Origin of the sequence: Neptuniibacter sp. UBA6509 (assembly GCA_002435145.1) — a bacterium.
Taxonomy (GTDB): Bacteria; Pseudomonadota; Gammaproteobacteria; order Pseudomonadales; family Balneatricaceae; genus Neptuniibacter.
This window is the reverse complement of record DJLT01000018.1, coordinates 633-16,012: the sequence shown is the minus strand read 5'-3', so window position 1 is coordinate 16,012 and position 15,380 is coordinate 633. Positions and strand designations below refer to the sequence as shown.

Sequence of the window (15,380 nt, the reverse complement as noted above, 5' to 3'; positions counted from 1 at the left end):
TACAAGAGAGGTTTGTGCAACCCGCCTATCAACAAGCGGCCGAAGGTAACTACGAACTTATCCGAGAACTACAAGAAGTCATGACCCAACCCTACGCTGAGCAATCAAAAGAAGTGGAAGATAAATACTACGGACTAAGACCCGCAGAGTTAAGGAATTTGGGTGGTGTATCGCACTATAGCTGTTCTTCGTAACTGGATCTAAGTTAGTTGATAACAGCCAGTCTTTAAAATAAGCAGTCCCATCTTGGGTATTTCCGTACCCAAACTGGGACTTATTATGGTTAGTTAACATATCTTAAGATATAGACACGGAGCCTAACTAAGCGATCTCGCAACTTACGCAACTGAACCCTGTGCTCAACATTGGCTCAATAAATAGAAATAATAATTGCAGATTTCCAATTGGCCGCCGTAATGCTTCGGCACGCAAGGCCATTGAATTTAATCTTCTCTCTAGAAAGTTGTCTTTTTGTTTCTTTGAGTACTTTCTTCAACCAGCCTTTAGCCAACGTTCGCGCTCCGCCGACAAGATCAACAACCAATGCCTTCATATCTTCGTTACACTGGGTTAAAGCAGCTAAAGCCTCTTCCACAACTAAAACCGTCACATCATTAAAACTGCTTTTATAATTTCTGATCTGCGAATCATAGCCGTAGATAATTTCCATAATTGCCAAAAGATCATCCCTTTCTTCATGCGACAATGTCATTATTTTAGAGCTCCATTAATAATTATTTTTTTAACTGCGCTTTCATCCATGTTTTCCACAAATACAACCATCACCTGATCCTTAATATCAGATGAGGTGAAAACGATCATCGATTTTTTGGAACCTAAAGCCCAATAACCAAGTCCCTGTTTCGTTATGAAAGTTCGTACTTCAAAAGGAGCAACGTCGCTATCAATAATGTGCTGTTTCGACTTTGCTAATTCGGCAATAAACGCGATAGGCTCCAGCCCTTTATCCTGTAATCCTAATAAGTATTTAGGCCACGTCCGCATATCAACACCCGCATACCCCATACTTACATCGGTGATTGTTTCCATAGACAGGTTTGAACCATTACTAAAGATGACGACTAAGCCATCAAATAAGGCGACTTTGGCATTGGCCAATTCATCTACAGGGATACTCATGGAGCCCACCGCACCAGATTTAAAGCTGGTAACAGGCCCATAATCAACTTTCATGATGGGATAATCTTTAGCGCCAGCAAACACACTGTTTGTAGTAAAAAGGTGCGTACTCAAAAGCGTATAAAATAAAATCCATTTTAATTTAAACATGTCAGTCCTAGTGATAATTTCTAAAGGTAGATTGATAAAGCTTTATTGAAGTGGTGTAAGAGCCTTTAAAAGAGCTTGAATCTCTTTGCTGATGCTAACCAACTCTCTCAGTAATTGAGGGTTTATCTCTAAATGGCCTTCATACTCCGCCAAGTTCCGAACATTATGACACTGATCCAATACTCGCCATTTAGCTTTACTCAAACCAAGCGTATGCCCTAAGCACTGAAAAACTAAATAACGGCTATCTGATCTATATCCGTGCCAACGTAAGGCAGCTAAAGCAAAGGCATGAGCCGCGCTATAGGCTAATGAAAACTGACTATCTTCACTCAAGCCAGGTATTTGGGAATCTTTAAGTTTTGTATCACCTGCGCGAAGCATACCCTCAAACTCTTTCTTATCAGGCGGCTCAACTTTCAATTGATTAATCTTAACCAGATTATCTAGTTCCTTCATATTTCCTCCTGCTATCCTTGCAGTAAATCAATTCTAGGTTGCTCCATCACCTTTGATAAAAAATTCCGTCCTTCAGTAATACGTTGAGAGAACTCATCAATGGTATAAATTGATGGATTTATCTGCCGATGTAATTGAGCCTCAAGCGGCTCTAGTTTTTCCATCACTTCACTATAACTTAAATCATCACCAATCAGCATCAGATCAATGTCACTGGCAACATGCTCATCTCCCTTCGCAACAGAACCATAAATGAATGCTTGGTCGACACCCTGTAGTAACTCAGCAATTCCCGACTGTAAAACACCTTTGATGCCAAATGTTTTAAGTACAATTTGCTTGAGCTCATCATAGATCGGGCAATCGTGGTTAGCCTGATAATGATTTTGGTTGCCCTGCTTACTGATCGTAAGTATTCCAGCGTCTGACAGCTTAGCCAACTCACGCGTGATGGCCCCTTTGCCCATCGCTGCTGTGCGCGCAATTTCATTCAGATAAAAGCTTTTATCTGGATTACCATAAAGCAACCCTAATAGATTTTGCTGTGCTTTTGTAAAAAGCGCATTACCGATATTCGAAGCTAACATCACAATCACCTAAAGTCCCAATATGGGAACTATAGTTCCCATATTGGGTACTGTCTAGTGCTTGAAATTGTTTTTGAGAGAAAATGTGAGCGCAGATCATTCCCTACTAATAAAAAAGGGCTTTGACCCGAATGGCACTAAATTAAGCCGGTGCTGCACTGTATTTACTCCGATGAGGAGCCTCTCTCATAACCTGTCGAGGAGCGGTCATGAACTGAAACGGTTTAGGCCTTCGTTTGACGCAACGAGGTTCACTTCGTCCCGGTCGTTCATATAACCTGGCGTCCGCGATTGCATTATAAAGCAGGGCCATTAATCTCTTTTGTTCAAAAGGTTTTAAGTCTGTTTTATTAAGCAAAGGGAGCCATTGCCTGAGCGCTTGAATACTTCCTTTTACGCTGATTTTTCTTGCCGACACATCTCCTTGCTTCGCCGCTTCTAGCATTAGTTGACGAATGCAGTTGTACACGATTAAGTGCATTAAAATCTCTTTCTGGACCATGTCTGGCGATTTGCAACGCAAAATATCCATACCTAATGTCGTTTTAATATCACGAAAAAACAGCTCAACTTCCCAGCGCTGATAATAGAGTTCCGCAAGCGCTTCAGCTGAGTAGCGATTAACATCCGTCAACGTAGTCACGATATAAAACGTCTTAACTCTGAACCCAGGAGTCTTAACCGTTACTTTAATTTGTCTAAGTGTAAGCTGCTCAGGTAGTGCGACTAGTTCGTCTTCTGAATAGCTTGAAGCCTTATTCCGCTTAGGTTTAGGCCAGTGTATAAGTAGATCATCCTTACCGAGAACTTTGATTGCGTTTGAACGCTCGACAGGTGTTCGTCGGGCTAAGGTGATGACCGAATCTACGCCTTGATCTTTTAACTTTGAGACATCGTAATAGCTACAAAAACCTTTATCACCCAAGAAAACATCACCGGATCTGAAAGTTGGCCATTGTTGTCTAAGTAACGGTAACTCATGGCTTTTATGGTTACCTATTTGATAGCTTAGCAAAGCACCTGTTTGCAGACAAAAGCATGCACATAAACGTAGCTGGGGAAATCCACAGCCCGGTTTTTGGCTGCGAGGTTGAGGCCATGCTTGCTGATTCGAACGTGTGTCCGGTGTACTTAACCCCGTTCCATCAACGACGACTACTCGTCGACCCACCCAAGGGTTAGCCGTTTTATACTGTTGTAATTCATCGCTCGTGTGCCTCAGTATATTATCGAGGCTAGTTTGCTCAAGCTTAGTGCGTGCTGTGCAATAACCGGCGGTAGAAGAGGAAGGAGCATTAATACCTTTAGATGCAGCAAAGGCCTGAAACCTACGAACGACTTCCTGACAACCACCATCGGCATCTAAAATCTGAGAAAAGAACCCCCAGGAATGTGTTTTCTTTGCTGAATAACCTGCGCCGACTGAAGGAGCCTCGTGGGGCGTTATCCAATTCTGATTTTGGGATAAATGATCCGAAGCATCTACCAAGTTGGCTGATAGATTTATCCCGTATTTTTTGCTGTTGAGCGAGCAGTTTAAGGCGAGTGCTACGAGGCTTACGACGTAATGTGGCAAGGTGAAAACCGGGCAAGAAAGGCGTTGTATTTTTCATGCCGAATTATCTCATTTCGGCGGTATTTCAGCATCTAGTATTTCATGCTGAAAAGGCTTAATTTAGTGCCATTCGGCTTTGACCCCTTTAGCTACCCCTTTAGCTCCGTTGATTACACCCTTTTCTTCCGTGAACTGTCTAACCTACCTAAAAGCATGGACTCACTAGAAAAGAGCTTCTATGAGTCAGACAATACAGCACAAAACGCAGAACAAAACACAGAACAAAACACAGAACAAAAAACAGCACAAAATACAGAGCTAAATACACGCTGGGCTACGTGGCTAGAACAATGGAACGCTCTTATCAACAAAGCAAATACCGACCTCTATCGTTCAAATGAAGAATGTATTCAACAGATGAAACAGGTCAACCCAAAATACAGTTTACAAGAGAGGTTTGTGCAACCCGTCTATCAACAAGCGGCCGAAGGCAACTACGAACTTATCCGAGAACTACAAGAATTCATGACCCAACCCTACGCTGAGCAATCAAAAGAAGTGGAAGATAAATACTACGGACTAAGACCCGCAGAGCTAAGGAATTTGGGTGGTGTATCGCACTATAGCTGTTCTTCTTGATGAAGGGCTAAGCAAGAACAGAAACTCTCATCTTTAAAAGAATCAGTCCCAATTTGGGTATTAACGTACCTAAATTGGGACTTTATGAGAATAAGAATAAGAGTATTAGCGATTTAATCGTCTCCCAGCAGCTGATGAAGAATTTTGTAGGAGCTCAGCCTCTGAGCGAATGATTCACTAAACCTGAATCAGTCATGACTTACGTCCCTTTAAAGTAAATATTATTAAGTACAGCTAAACATTTCTTTAAGTTAGCCTCATTGCCAAAGTAAGGTATTTGCATCAATACTAGCTATATGACTTGAATAAGTGTTATGCACTAGAATCTATGTCATAGAGAACGAAATATAAAAATAATTAGCATAAGCTAGGAGTTCCGATGAAAACTATTGCCAAAAGCCTTGTATCAATCAGTGTGATTGCTGCGATTTCTTCAAGTGCACTAGCAGATAAGATTGTTTTTGCCCACGGTGCAAATCCAGGCAACCCAAGATATGAAGCTGCTGAGATGTTTGCAGAACTGGTTCCCTTGTGTACTGCAGATAACTACAACGTACAAGTCGCTCCCTCTGCGACCATGGGCGACGATGCAGAACAGCTCATTTCAGTTCAAGCAGGTATTATTAACATGTCTGCTAACTCACAAGGCACAACCGCACAAATAGTTCCTGCAGTAGGCATCCTTGGCCTACCGTTCTTGTTCAAATCTGAAACTGACGTTTGGAGAGTACTTGACGGTGAAATTGGCCAGATTTTAGATCAGAAGGCCAACATAGCAGGACTTAAAATTGTAACCTTCTGGGACAATGGTTTCAGGAATGTTACCCACACAGAAAAGTCCATTCGTACACCTGCAGATATTAAAGGCATGAAAATCCGTACACCACCCGACCAAGTGGCATTGGATATTTTCGAAACTCTTGGTGCAAACCCTGCCCCACTAGCATGGAGTGAATTACCGACAGCCCTACGAAGCGGTGCTTTCGATGGTCAAGAAAACCCCTTAACTAACATCTATTCGGCTAAATTACACGACATCACTCCGTACATTTCTATGACGGGACACCAGTATCAAAGTACACCTGTGGTTGCAGGTTTAGCATGGTGGGAAAGCCTGGATGAAAAGGCGCAAAACTGTGTCACCTCTGCAGCACAACAAGCAGGATGGTACCAGCGTGGGCGTAATTTGTTTGAAGCGAAACGCTTAAAGTCTGTTTTAGCATCCGAAGGAGCTATCATCAGTGAAGTAGATTACGATGCTTTTGTTAAAGCAACGGCCCCTGTATATGAGAAGTATGAAGCTCAATACGGCGACTTACTGAAAAAATTGAAGCCAGCTTCGGAATAATGATATGAACAATTACCCCTCCAGGGGAAGTATAAAAGCCATGCTGGATGGACTGTCCGGCTGGCTTCTTTGCTTCTCATCGGCAATACGCCGCAGTATTTATATTATTGGTGCTGGCATCATCCTCATTAGCTTTAGCGCTATGTTTTCTGCCATTTTCGCAAACGTATTGTTACGTTATATTTTTGATCAAGGTATCACATGGGCCTATGAGCTACCTCAGTTACTATTCCCCTGGTCTGTAGCAGCCGGAATGGTTTTGGCCTCTACGATGAAAGGTAATATTTCTATTGATTCACTTGTAAACATTCTGCCAGCAACGATACAGCGAATTGTACTCATAGCAGTCAACTTAGTGATTGGGGCAACCTGTGTCGGAGTTTTACACTATGCGATGCCGGTGATCAAAGCCTCAAAGTACACGAAACTAGCAGAAACAGGACTTCCTCAGATTTACGGCTACTCTAGCTTGGTTTTCGCATTTAGCTTAATTGCCGTTATCTCCTTACTCAATATCATTGATTATTTGCTGTCGAAGCAAACTGTCGATCGTAACCCTGAAAACAATAATTACAGCTAGGTATCTCATTATGGCAACTATATTGCTTTGGCTGTTTCCACTTTTATTAGTGGCTTCAGTTCCGGTAGCTTATGCGATGATTGGTGCATCGGGTATTGCTTTATTTTTGGAAAACCAACCCCTTGCTGTCATGGCTCAGCGTTTATACACACCTACTCAGAGCTTTCCAATGCTAGCTATTCCGTTCTTTATTTTAGCGGGAAGCTTAATGATGCAAGGCAAGTTTGGCATCTACTTAATAGAATGCGCCAAAATGTTTGTCGGTCGATTTAAAGGCGGCATGTGTCATGTCAGTGTTCTTGGCTCTGTGATGTTTGGCGGCGTCTCTGGATCAGCCGTAGCCGATTCATCAGCCCTAGGTAATGCTTTAATCCCAGTACAGAAAAAAGAGGGCTATAATGCAGGATTTGCAGGCGCAGTAAATGCGGCTTCGTCTACGGTATCTGTTCTGATCCCCCCTTCTATCCCACTAATTTTGTATGGATTATCATCTAATACATCCATTATTGACTTGTTTGTGGCTGGTATTCTGCCAGGCATCATGCTCGGTGCTGGTATGCTGCTACTGGTGTGGTTAATATCCATTAAACGTGGATATAAAAGCTCCCCGGCTGAGGGTGGTTTTAAGCAATGGCGTACCCAACTCGTCCACGCATTCCCGGCTATATTCATGCCTTTTTTTATAATCGGGACATTACGTTTTGGTATCGCAACACCAACCGAAATTAGTGTACTAGCAGTTGGCTACGCTTTGATCATTGGCCTTTTTGTTTACAAAGATTTAAACGTTAAAGGAATTGTACAAGCAATTATTAACACAGGCATTATGACAGGCGCCGTCATGGCGATTATCATGGCGTCGTCTATTATTCAATGGATCCTTACCCTTGAACAAGTACCTCAGAACTTAGCGATCTGGGTCACTGCTACGATTTCTGAACCATGGATGGTGATACTTGCGATGAACGTTATTATGTTGATCATCGGTACATTTTTAGACTTGCCGGCTGCCGTACTCTTGCTCACGCCTTTGTTCTCGAGCATTGCAGCATCCATCGGATTAGATCCGGTACAACTGGGGTTAATCATGGTGGTGAACTTAGCAATCGGCCTATATACCCCGCCAGTTGGTACAACCTTATATATTTCCTCATCTATAGCTAATGTATCGATTGGTGTGGTGGTGAAAGAACTATTGCCTTTTTATCTCCTGGCATTAGGTGTCCTAGCACTGATTAGCTACATACCTGCTTTCATCATTTATTAAGCTTTTCTTCTATAGAAAAAAACTCACTTACCCATCGAGTAAGTGAGTTTTATGTAACCGTCCTAGCATCACACCTTGACGGTTTCCGATGACCAATGATGAGGCAGCAGACTATCGATCTCACTCGCTTTCTGTGTCGGCAGCCGTCCAATATATCCTTCAGATAACTAAGGGTTCATGCCCCTTCAGTGTCGCTGACTGGATCAAGCTCATAATCGCGGCTGCACGCTGACCTCTGCGCAGTGATCCTGCTAACAGCCAGTTTTTACGGCCCAGCGCCCAGGGGCGGATCAGATTCTCCACCCAGTTGTTGTCGATTGGGATCGCGCCATCCTCCAGATAACGGATCAACGCTGTCCAGCCGTTCAGACTGTAGTCCAGAGCTTTGGCAATCGCCGTGCCATCCGGGACCTGTTGCCGGATCCGATGCCGTTCTTCAACGCTAAGGGGGTGGGCTTTCTGCTCAACCTCATACAGTTCCCTGATCTGCTGAACCGCTTCTCCAACGATTTGGCTCTTACCTGCGATATGCAGCTCCACGAACTTGCGGCGGGCATGCACCATACAGCCAAGCTCTGTGACACCCTCGTCCTTAAAGCTTTTCTTGTAACCGGCATAATCATCACTGACCAGCTGCCCAGTCCTCGAGGAAGTCATACACCACGGCATTCAGTACGGAGAAGGGACTGGTGGCATAGGCCCAGAGATACGCTTTATGGGTTTTCTTCTTACCCGGTGCCAACATCGGCACAGGTGTTTCATCCGCATGCAGTATAGGTTGCAGCAGCAGATGCTCGTGCAGAACATCGACCAAGGGCTGAAGCCGGACACCGGCATACACCCACCCATTCGGGCAAGGTCAATGGGACAACTGAACACCGGCCCGTTCAAAGATCTGTGATTGAAGATATAGGGGTAAATGGGTCATCGTACTTAGCGATCAGGACCTGAGCCAGTAAACCGACAGTAGGCAGACCTTTATCCAGAATATGCGCGGGCATCGGTGACTGAGTCAGCGTTTCGCAAGCGTCACAGACCCACTTATCCCGGATATGACGCTCTACCTTAAAGACGCCCGACATATAGTCCAGCTTTTCACTGACATCCTCGCCCATACGGGACATTGCGCAGCCGCAGGAACAGGTCTTGACCTCCGGCTCATGATGGACCTCCCGGCGAGGCAGTTCCGGTAGCAAGGATTGTCGTTTGAGCTGACTTTTTTCCTGGGTTCGCGTCCGTGAGTCGATCGCATCATCCAGCTCCGTTTCAATCCCGGCCATATCGGCCCCGATGATGTCATCGAGCATACTTATCTGAAGGAGATTCAGGTGCTCACTGCGCTGACCGTATTTGTGACGTTTCAGTAGAGACAGCTCATAGGTGAGCTTCTGGTTTACTTATTCTTTATAACGGATCACCTGCTCTTGCTGCTGGATGGCCTGGTCTTTTAACTGGATCACCTGATCCTGCTCATCGACGCGTAGCAGCTGCTCCGCCAGGCGGCGTGGGAAAGTTGAGTAAGGTCAGGTGCTGTCATACCTTGGAGCGTGATCGATTCAAAGATCATTTTCGATACGAAGATAGACCAATAGCGCTTCTGGCTGACCTAAGCTTGGCCATGTTCTCTCGTGTATCAAAGCCAGTTAATCGTGCCGCCAAGGTAATCCTTGAACCCATACCTGAAGCTGTGACTCATCTAAAATTGCCTGCTTGCCATGCACCCTGTCCAGCCAATGGAACTGCCCTTTATGCAGGCGCCGTGCACAGAGCCAGATACCCAGTCCATCATGGATCAGGACTTTCATCCGGTTGCCGCGTTTATTGGTGAACAGATACGCTGTATGGGGTTAGGCTTCACCGTACACCTGCGCGACTCTGGCCAAAGCAGTATCCGGCCCGGCCCGCATATCCATCGGTTCCGTTGCCACCCAGATCTGATCGATACGGATCATACCAACGCCTTAATGAACTGAGCGGCATCCACAACGGAGCCTCGGAAGGTGATGCCCCCCCAGGGGCGAGTCGACCTTTAGCGTGATGAAATCAGGAGCGTGAGACGCGCCAGAGTGACCGTCAGGAATGCGGGCATATCCGCAGATGCTTGCTGCCGGGCCTTTACCAGCCACTTATGAACCAGGTTAACGCTGAGTGCAGATTCCGGGCGACTTAGGTAATGGAGTTTTCTGGCCGCTGACAGAGGTCAACGGTGATGGCTTTGAACGCCGGATTAAAACGGCGTCGTTTACTGGGTTGGTCGGTTACCGATGGAGGAGCATTGAGAGTCATGTTAGGTGTCCACTTAAAGATAGGTGGACACCTAGATTAGAGGGTCTGGTTTGGGATGCCAGATGTGTTCGCCGGACGCTTACAGTTTTATTTAATGAGGATCCAATAACTCATCAATCGCCTGATCTTTAATTACTGGTACATCCAGGCTAGCCAATGTAGTCAAGACAACCTCTTGATGGACTTTTGCCTCTTCTTGCAGCCAAGCGGTGAAAAGCTGATAAAGTTTACGACTTTGGTGCCTACTAGGACTCACCACCCAATATGCAGGAAGTTTAATCGATCCAGCTTCAGGAAATGCAGGCACTAACTTTCCTGAGCGTAGCTCATCTATCGCCAACGTCGTCGACTCCAATACTAATCCAACACCATTGACCGCCTGTTGAATTGCCATAGACGACCGATCAAAACGAAGCGCCGGTACATTACTATTCCGACTTAAACGTTGACGCGCAAGCCAAGCTTCCCATTGCAGCATTGCTTTTACACTATCAACCAATCGGGCTTCCTGGAGCTGCGCTTCCATGGTGCTGCCTAAGGAGAACAAATATTCGCGGTACTCTGGACTGCACATTGGGAGAACATAATCGTGAAGAACGGGTAAACAATACAATCCAGGCCAGTCACTTGGTCCGTAACGAATATCGAAATCAACCACTTCACGATCAAAATTTGTTGGATCGGGCGTTGCGTCTATGCGCAGATCCCATTCAGGGTACTGTTCAATAAACGAATGCAAACGCGGCCCCAACCACCTAACAGCAAAACTCGGAATCACCTTTACAATAAGCTGATGACTGTTACGCTTACGCGAAATAACACGCCGGGCATTTTTTAAAATACCAAAAGCCGAGGAGCAGGCCATAAACAAGCGCTCACCTTCCAGAGTTAAACTTAATTGGCGTTTATCACGCTTGAAAAGCCCCACCCCAAGCATTTCTTCTAACAGTTTGAGCTGCTGACTCACTGCTGAAGGCGACACATTTAACTCTTCAGCTGCGCGAGCGACTTTTCCATGGCGGGCAACCGCTTCAAAGTAAATCATGCCGTTTAAACTTGGATCTCGTGACATAGCAAAGTCTCTTATTTATTTATTTTTTTATTAAGCTCAGCTTCATTAACCTTTAATTCTTACTAATTGTACACCTCCTACTCTCAGCGCAAAATAATTCTACGTGTTCACACCGCTTATAAAGTAAAAATAAAAGAGAGATGTTATGAATCCAGAAACAAATCAGCCGATTAGCCTCGCTCGTCGCGCATGGAATATTCGTTATAAATCCGTGCAAATGGGTGCAGTGCAAGGCCAAGGCTACGTAGGGCAGGCCTTAGGTATTTCCGATGTACTTGCAGTGTCATATTTCCATGCACTGACACTTCGTCCCGAAGATCCTGAGTGGGAAGGTCGCGACCGTTTTCTTCTATCAATAGGCCACTATGCAATTGCATTGTACGCCGCATTATTAGAAGCCCAGGTACTGCCTGAGTTCGAATTAGAAACTTACGGAACAGACAATAGCCGACTGCCGATGTCTGGGATGGCATCTTACACACCTGGCATGGAAATAACCGGCGGATCACTCGGTCATGGCCTGGGTATCGCAGTGGGTATGGCGCTCGGCCTTAAAGCAAAAAAATCCAACTCTTTTGTTTACAACCTAATGTCTGATGGAGAGTTAGGAGAAGGTTCCACTTGGGAAGCCGCTATGTCTGGTGCTCACCAAAAATTAGACAACTTAATTTGTATCGTCGACTTTAACAACCAACAGGCCGATGGCCCTTCAACCGAAATGCTATCTTCAGAACCACTAGATAAAAAGTGGGAAGCCTTTGGTTGGTTCACTCAACGTATTGATGGCAACGATATGGATGCCGTGATTGAGGCGTTTGACAATGCACGCAACCATGAACAAGCCGTTCCACGAGTAATCATTTGCAATACGAAGATGTGTAAAGGCATACCCTTTCTTGAAGAACGTGAAATAACCCATTTTGTTCGGGTTGAAGCCGATGAATGGGATAAAGCACTTAACGTTTTAGAAGAAGGAAAGCCAGCATGAATATGAGCCGTAGACTATCAAAATGGGAACCACGTAAACCCGTTCCAGCAGAAGAGCGTCAGCTAACCTCTGCCATGATCGCTTCTTTAGCAGCAGAAGGTTTACCAACCGTATCTGCACCCTTTGGTCAGGCATTAGCCGAATTGGCAAACGAACAAAAAAATATTGTTGGCTTAACGGCAGATCTCGCAAAGTACACAGACTTGCATGTGTTTACGCAAAAACATCCGGAACGCTTCTACCAAATGGGCATGGCTGAGCAGTTATTGTTCAGCGCAGCAGCCGGTATGGCCAAAGAGGGATTCATTCCATTTGCCACAACGTATGCTGTATTTGCGTCGCGCCGTGCTTACGACTTCATCTGTATGGCGATCGCTGAAGATAATTTACCGGTAAAAATCGTATGTGGTTTGCCAGGCCTCACCACAGGATACGGTCCTAGCCATCAGGCAACGGAAGACGTCGCAATATTCCGTGGCATGCCCAACATGACCATCGTAGACCCTTGTGATGCTTTAGATACAGCACAAGCGGTACCCGCAATTGCTGCTCACAACGGTCCCGTTTACATGCGTTTATTACGCGGCCAAGTGCCATCAGTTTTACAAGATTACGACTACAAGTTCGAACTAGGTAAAGCTAAAACACTGACCGAAGGTAACGACGTTTTAATTATTTCATCCGGCTTTATGACCATGCGAGCCCTTGAAGTAGCTAACACATTAAAAGCAGATAACATTAGCGTCAGTGTGTTGCATACCCCCACTATCAAGCCTCTGGATACTGCCACCATTCTGAAAGAGTGTGCAAAACCTGGCCGCTTAGTTGTGGTTGCTGAAAACCATACTGAAATCGGCGGATTAGGTGAAGCTGTTGCAATGGCCCTCATGAAGAATCAGGTCTTCCCAACTCTAAAACAGATAGCGCTACCAGACGAATTCTTAGATGCGGGCGCATTACCTGTGCTTCATGATCAATATGGCATCTCGGTCGATGCCATGCTGACAAAAATAAAAATATGGCTCAACAAATAAGGAGACTGATTATGGGTATTTTGACTGGTAAATTTGCCATTGTTACAGGTGCGGCATCTAAAAATGGCCTCGGAAAAGCCACAGCAAAGCTGTTTGCAGACCATGGCGCTACCGTTGCCATTCTGGATCTTAATCTGGAACAAGCAATAGAAGCGGCTAAAGACTTAGGCCCTCAACATGTTGGCCTGGAATGTAACGTTGTAAAGGAGGAGGACTGTCAAACGGCTGTATCTACCTTGCTCGACAAATGGCGACGTGTCGACATCCTAGTGAATAATGCAGGTATTACTCAGCCTTTAAAAATCATGGACATCAAAGACGAAAACTACGACGCCGTAATGGATGTAAACCTTCGCGGCACGCTATTAATGAGTCAAGCAGTAATTCCGGTAATGCGCAAGCAAAAAGCAGGTTCTATTGTTAACATCTCATCTGTTTCAGCACAGCGTGGCGGTGGTATCTTCGGAGGCCCACATTATTCTGCCGCTAAAGCCGGCGTACTGGGCTTAACCAAAGCAATGGCACGTGAACTTGCACCTGCCAACATTCGCTCCAACGCTATTTGCCCTGGCTTTATTGGAACGGACATTACCGCAGGCAAAATAGATGACACGATGTACGCAAAAGTAATGGAAGGTATTCCAATGGGGCGCGCAGGTAAAGCTGAAGAAGTTGCAGGGTGCTGTTTATTCCTTGCTTCCGACCTATCCAGTTATGTTACTGGCACCGAAGTGGATGTGAATGGCGGTTCTTTGATCCATTAATCTCATTATTGTTCGTTTCATAGAGAAGAGAAAAATCTCTATCTTTTGCCCCGCTCTGCGGGGTTTTTTTTAAGGTTCATCTCGCTTTACCGGCCAAGTATTCCATCAGGGTAGGTATCGGTTAATACTATATTCTACGGCCCCTCTCACAATCTAAAACAGACTCACCATAGAGGACAAAAAAACCTAATTAGTGCTGAGTGCTGCCTCTCCGCGTCCTCAGTTCACACTGCGGTAAATGCCTTTTTAGCGTCAAACGAGCAGCCACCCGCCAGGTGATTATGCAAAACCATAGAAAACTCCCTCAGCAGAGATTTGTTCTTGCCTGGAGGACGCAATATTCTGACTTAATCGTGAAGTCATCTACGTTTCTATACTCTTCCCCATAACACACGAAGAACCTTTTTCTATAATACAAACAACAACACTAACGGCAATACCAGAACACTCAACAAGTTTCCAATCATGACGATAGAAGCGACTTTTTGGGGCTCCTGCAGGAACACTTCCGCCACCATGTAATTCATTATCGCAGGCGGTAAACTAGCAAAAATAAGCAAAACACCTATCGAAACTTTATCTAGGTCAAACAGAAAAATAATCGGCATTGTCGCGATAAGGCCACTAACTGGGCTCATCAAACCACCCAGCACGCCAATTCTCCAGTGACTAAAGTCAACATTACTCACCCTAACACCAAGCGAGAATAGCATTAGTGGAATAGATATTTGCCCCACCATGTCCAGCGAGATTTGTGCTGAAGCAGGCATATGCCAGCCATTCAAACTAAAAAACATCCCTAGTAGTGATGCTGATACTATTGGATTTTTCAGCAAACGCACCAAACTCGGATGGGGGTTCACCATCTGAATACCAACAGTAAAGTGAAGCAAGTTTTCCACCATAAAAAGAACAATAGCGATAGGCAGCGCCTGCTCACCAAAGGCGAGGACCATAACTGGAACGCCTAAGTTACCAATATTATTAAACATCATCGGGGGAATGAATGTTCGCCATTGAACACGCAAAATACGTGCTACAGCCAAAGCCAAAACACCGGAAAATAAAACAATGAAAACGCCGGAAAATAAAACTCCAACATACTCGCCAATGTAAAAATCTTTTTCCGTCATGACTGAGAAAATCAGGGCTGGAACAAAAAAATTCATGTTGAGTTTGTTAACAATCGTCATATCGGTAGGTGAAATCTTGGTATAGAAAAACCCACACATGACTATAAAATACACCGGGAGAAGTACATTCACGATCTCAATAGCTGTTTCCATATTGCCCCTTTCTACACAGAAAATTAGAGACCTAGAATATCACCAGCATGGACAGTAAGTGGTCATAGGCTGGTAACGATTAGTTAATGTTTATTTAGAGCAAGTTAACAGTTACGGCTCATGAAGGTCAGCTTGATAATGTGTCGTGAAAATGAACCGGTTCTACCTGTACTCAACCGCTCTACCCATACTTGCCATTGCAAGTATGGGTGTGTTCGGCGGGTA

15 protein-coding genes and 2 pseudogenes are annotated in these 15,380 nt (G+C 44.9%); 8 read left to right on the top strand and 9 right to left on the bottom strand.

The window, feature by feature from the left end; translation table 11 throughout:
• A pseudogene (locus tag B4K11_RS02730) lies at positions 1 to 194 on the top strand (hypothetical protein); the annotation flags it as partial.
• Positions 195 to 370: 176 nt separating this feature from the next.
• On the opposite strand, the gene B4K11_RS02725 reads toward B4K11_RS02730, so the two are convergent.
• The 5 genes from B4K11_RS02725 to B4K11_RS02705 form a co-directional block, all read right to left on the bottom strand.
• A complete protein-coding gene (locus B4K11_RS02725) occupies positions 371 to 712 on the bottom strand; it encodes a hypothetical protein (protein WP_292959221.1) in 342 nt (113 codons plus the stop codon).
• The gene (locus B4K11_RS02720) at positions 712 to 1,290 is read right to left on the bottom strand and encodes a hypothetical protein (RefSeq protein ID WP_292959220.1); all 579 of its coding nucleotides are present in this window, start codon (positions 1,288 to 1,290) and stop codon (positions 712 to 714) included. The genes B4K11_RS02725 and B4K11_RS02720 overlap by 1 nt, the downstream gene beginning before the upstream one ends.
• Positions 1,291 to 1,332: 42 nt before the next feature.
• On the bottom strand, positions 1,333 to 1,749 hold the full coding sequence (locus B4K11_RS02715; RefSeq protein WP_292959219.1) for a hypothetical protein: 417 nt from the start codon (positions 1,747 to 1,749) through the stop codon (positions 1,333 to 1,335).
• 11 nt (positions 1,750 to 1,760) lie between these two features.
• Positions 1,761 to 2,336, bottom strand: coding sequence for a nucleotidyltransferase domain-containing protein (locus B4K11_RS02710; protein ID WP_292959218.1), 576 nt, complete (start codon positions 2,334 to 2,336; stop codon positions 1,761 to 1,763).
• 142 nt (positions 2,337 to 2,478) lie between these two features.
• On the bottom strand, positions 2,479 to 3,912 hold the full coding sequence (locus B4K11_RS02705) for an IS4 family transposase (RefSeq protein ID WP_292959217.1): 1,434 nt from the start codon (positions 3,910 to 3,912) through the stop codon (positions 2,479 to 2,481).
• 102 nt (positions 3,913 to 4,014) lie between these two features.
• Here B4K11_RS02705 and B4K11_RS02700 point away from each other — a divergent pair, with 102 nt between their 5' ends.
• The 4 genes from B4K11_RS02700 (at position 4,015) to B4K11_RS02685 (ending at position 7,725) form a co-directional block, all read left to right on the top strand.
• Positions 4,015 to 4,530, top strand: coding sequence for a protein adenylyltransferase SelO family protein (locus B4K11_RS02700; RefSeq protein WP_292959216.1), 516 nt, complete (start codon positions 4,015 to 4,017; stop codon positions 4,528 to 4,530).
• Positions 4,531 to 4,909: 379 nt separating this feature from the next.
• A complete protein-coding gene (locus B4K11_RS02695; RefSeq protein WP_292949329.1) occupies positions 4,910 to 5,878 on the top strand; it encodes a TRAP transporter substrate-binding protein in 969 nt (322 codons plus the stop codon).
• A 4-nt stretch (positions 5,879 to 5,882) separates the two neighbouring features.
• Complete coding sequence (locus tag B4K11_RS02690; protein ID WP_292949332.1) at positions 5,883 to 6,458, top strand: TRAP transporter small permease; 576 nt, start codon at positions 5,883 to 5,885, stop codon at positions 6,456 to 6,458.
• A 10-nt stretch (positions 6,459 to 6,468) separates the two neighbouring features.
• Positions 6,469 to 7,725, top strand: coding sequence for a TRAP transporter large permease (locus B4K11_RS02685; protein WP_292949335.1), 1,257 nt, complete (start codon positions 6,469 to 6,471; stop codon positions 7,723 to 7,725).
• 68 nt (positions 7,726 to 7,793) lie between these two features.
• On the opposite strand, the pseudogene tnpC reads toward B4K11_RS02685, so the two are convergent.
• From tnpC to B4K11_RS02675, 3 genes and pseudogenes are all read right to left on the bottom strand, one after another.
• A pseudogene (gene tnpC, locus B4K11_RS02680) lies at positions 7,794 to 9,262 on the bottom strand (IS66 family transposase).
• Between the two features lie 106 nt (positions 9,263 to 9,368).
• On the bottom strand, positions 9,369 to 9,557 hold the full coding sequence (tnpB, locus tag B4K11_RS18585; RefSeq protein WP_414689205.1) for an IS66 family insertion sequence element accessory protein TnpB: 189 nt from the start codon (positions 9,555 to 9,557) through the stop codon (positions 9,369 to 9,371).
• A 545-nt stretch (positions 9,558 to 10,102) separates the two neighbouring features.
• Positions 10,103 to 11,083 (bottom strand): LysR substrate-binding domain-containing protein, encoded by a 981-nt coding sequence (locus B4K11_RS02675; protein ID WP_292949338.1) that lies wholly within the window; start codon positions 11,081 to 11,083, stop codon positions 10,103 to 10,105.
• A gap of 145 nt (positions 11,084 to 11,228) precedes the next feature.
• Here B4K11_RS02675 and B4K11_RS02670 point away from each other — a divergent pair, with 145 nt between their 5' ends.
• From B4K11_RS02670 to B4K11_RS02660, 3 genes are read left to right on the top strand one after another with little or no spacing between them, the layout of a single operon-like run.
• A complete protein-coding gene (locus tag B4K11_RS02670; RefSeq protein WP_292949339.1) occupies positions 11,229 to 12,071 on the top strand; it encodes a transketolase in 843 nt (280 codons plus the stop codon).
• On the top strand, positions 12,068 to 13,105 hold the full coding sequence (locus tag B4K11_RS02665; RefSeq protein WP_292959215.1) for a transketolase family protein: 1,038 nt from the start codon (positions 12,068 to 12,070) through the stop codon (positions 13,103 to 13,105). The genes B4K11_RS02670 and B4K11_RS02665 overlap by 4 nt, the downstream gene beginning before the upstream one ends.
• An 11-nt stretch (positions 13,106 to 13,116) precedes the next feature.
• Positions 13,117 to 13,869, top strand: a complete 753-nt coding sequence (locus B4K11_RS02660) for an SDR family NAD(P)-dependent oxidoreductase (RefSeq protein WP_292949345.1) — start codon at positions 13,117 to 13,119, stop codon at positions 13,867 to 13,869.
• A 407-nt stretch (positions 13,870 to 14,276) separates the two neighbouring features.
• Here the strand turns inward: B4K11_RS02660 and B4K11_RS02655 are convergent, their stop codons facing one another.
• Complete coding sequence (locus B4K11_RS02655) at positions 14,277 to 15,155, bottom strand: AEC family transporter (RefSeq protein ID WP_292949348.1); 879 nt, start codon at positions 15,153 to 15,155, stop codon at positions 14,277 to 14,279.
• Positions 15,156 to 15,380 lie beyond the last annotated feature (225 nt).

Bases quoted from the DNA above. Each gene is read 5' to 3' on its own strand.
- B4K11_RS02720 (WP_292959220.1), bottom strand. From the start codon at position 1,290: ATGTTTAAATTAAAATGGATTTTATTTTATACGCTTTTGAGTACGCAC.
- B4K11_RS02660 (WP_292949345.1), top strand. From the start codon at position 13,117: ATGGGTATTTTGACTGGTAAATTTGCCATTGTTACAGGTGCGGCATCT.
- B4K11_RS02685 (WP_292949335.1), top strand. From the start codon at position 6,469: ATGGCAACTATATTGCTTTGGCTGTTTCCACTTTTATTAGTGGCTTCA.
- B4K11_RS02655 (WP_292949348.1), bottom strand. From the start codon at position 15,155: ATGGAAACAGCTATTGAGATCGTGAATGTACTTCTCCCGGTGTATTTT.
- B4K11_RS02675 (WP_292949338.1), bottom strand. From the start codon at position 11,083: ATGTCACGAGATCCAAGTTTAAACGGCATGATTTACTTTGAAGCGGTT.
- B4K11_RS02670 (WP_292949339.1), top strand. From the start codon at position 11,229: ATGAATCCAGAAACAAATCAGCCGATTAGCCTCGCTCGTCGCGCATGG.
- B4K11_RS02715 (WP_292959219.1), bottom strand. From the start codon at position 1,749: ATGAAGGAACTAGATAATCTGGTTAAGATTAATCAATTGAAAGTTGAG.
- B4K11_RS02690 (WP_292949332.1), top strand. From the start codon at position 5,883: ATGAACAATTACCCCTCCAGGGGAAGTATAAAAGCCATGCTGGATGGA.
- B4K11_RS02695 (WP_292949329.1), top strand. From the start codon at position 4,910: ATGAAAACTATTGCCAAAAGCCTTGTATCAATCAGTGTGATTGCTGCG.
- B4K11_RS02725 (WP_292959221.1), bottom strand. From the start codon at position 712: ATGACATTGTCGCATGAAGAAAGGGATGATCTTTTGGCAATTATGGAA.
- B4K11_RS02665 (WP_292959215.1), top strand. From the start codon at position 12,068: ATGAATATGAGCCGTAGACTATCAAAATGGGAACCACGTAAACCCGTT.
- B4K11_RS02710 (WP_292959218.1), bottom strand. From the start codon at position 2,336: ATGTTAGCTTCGAATATCGGTAATGCGCTTTTTACAAAAGCACAGCAA.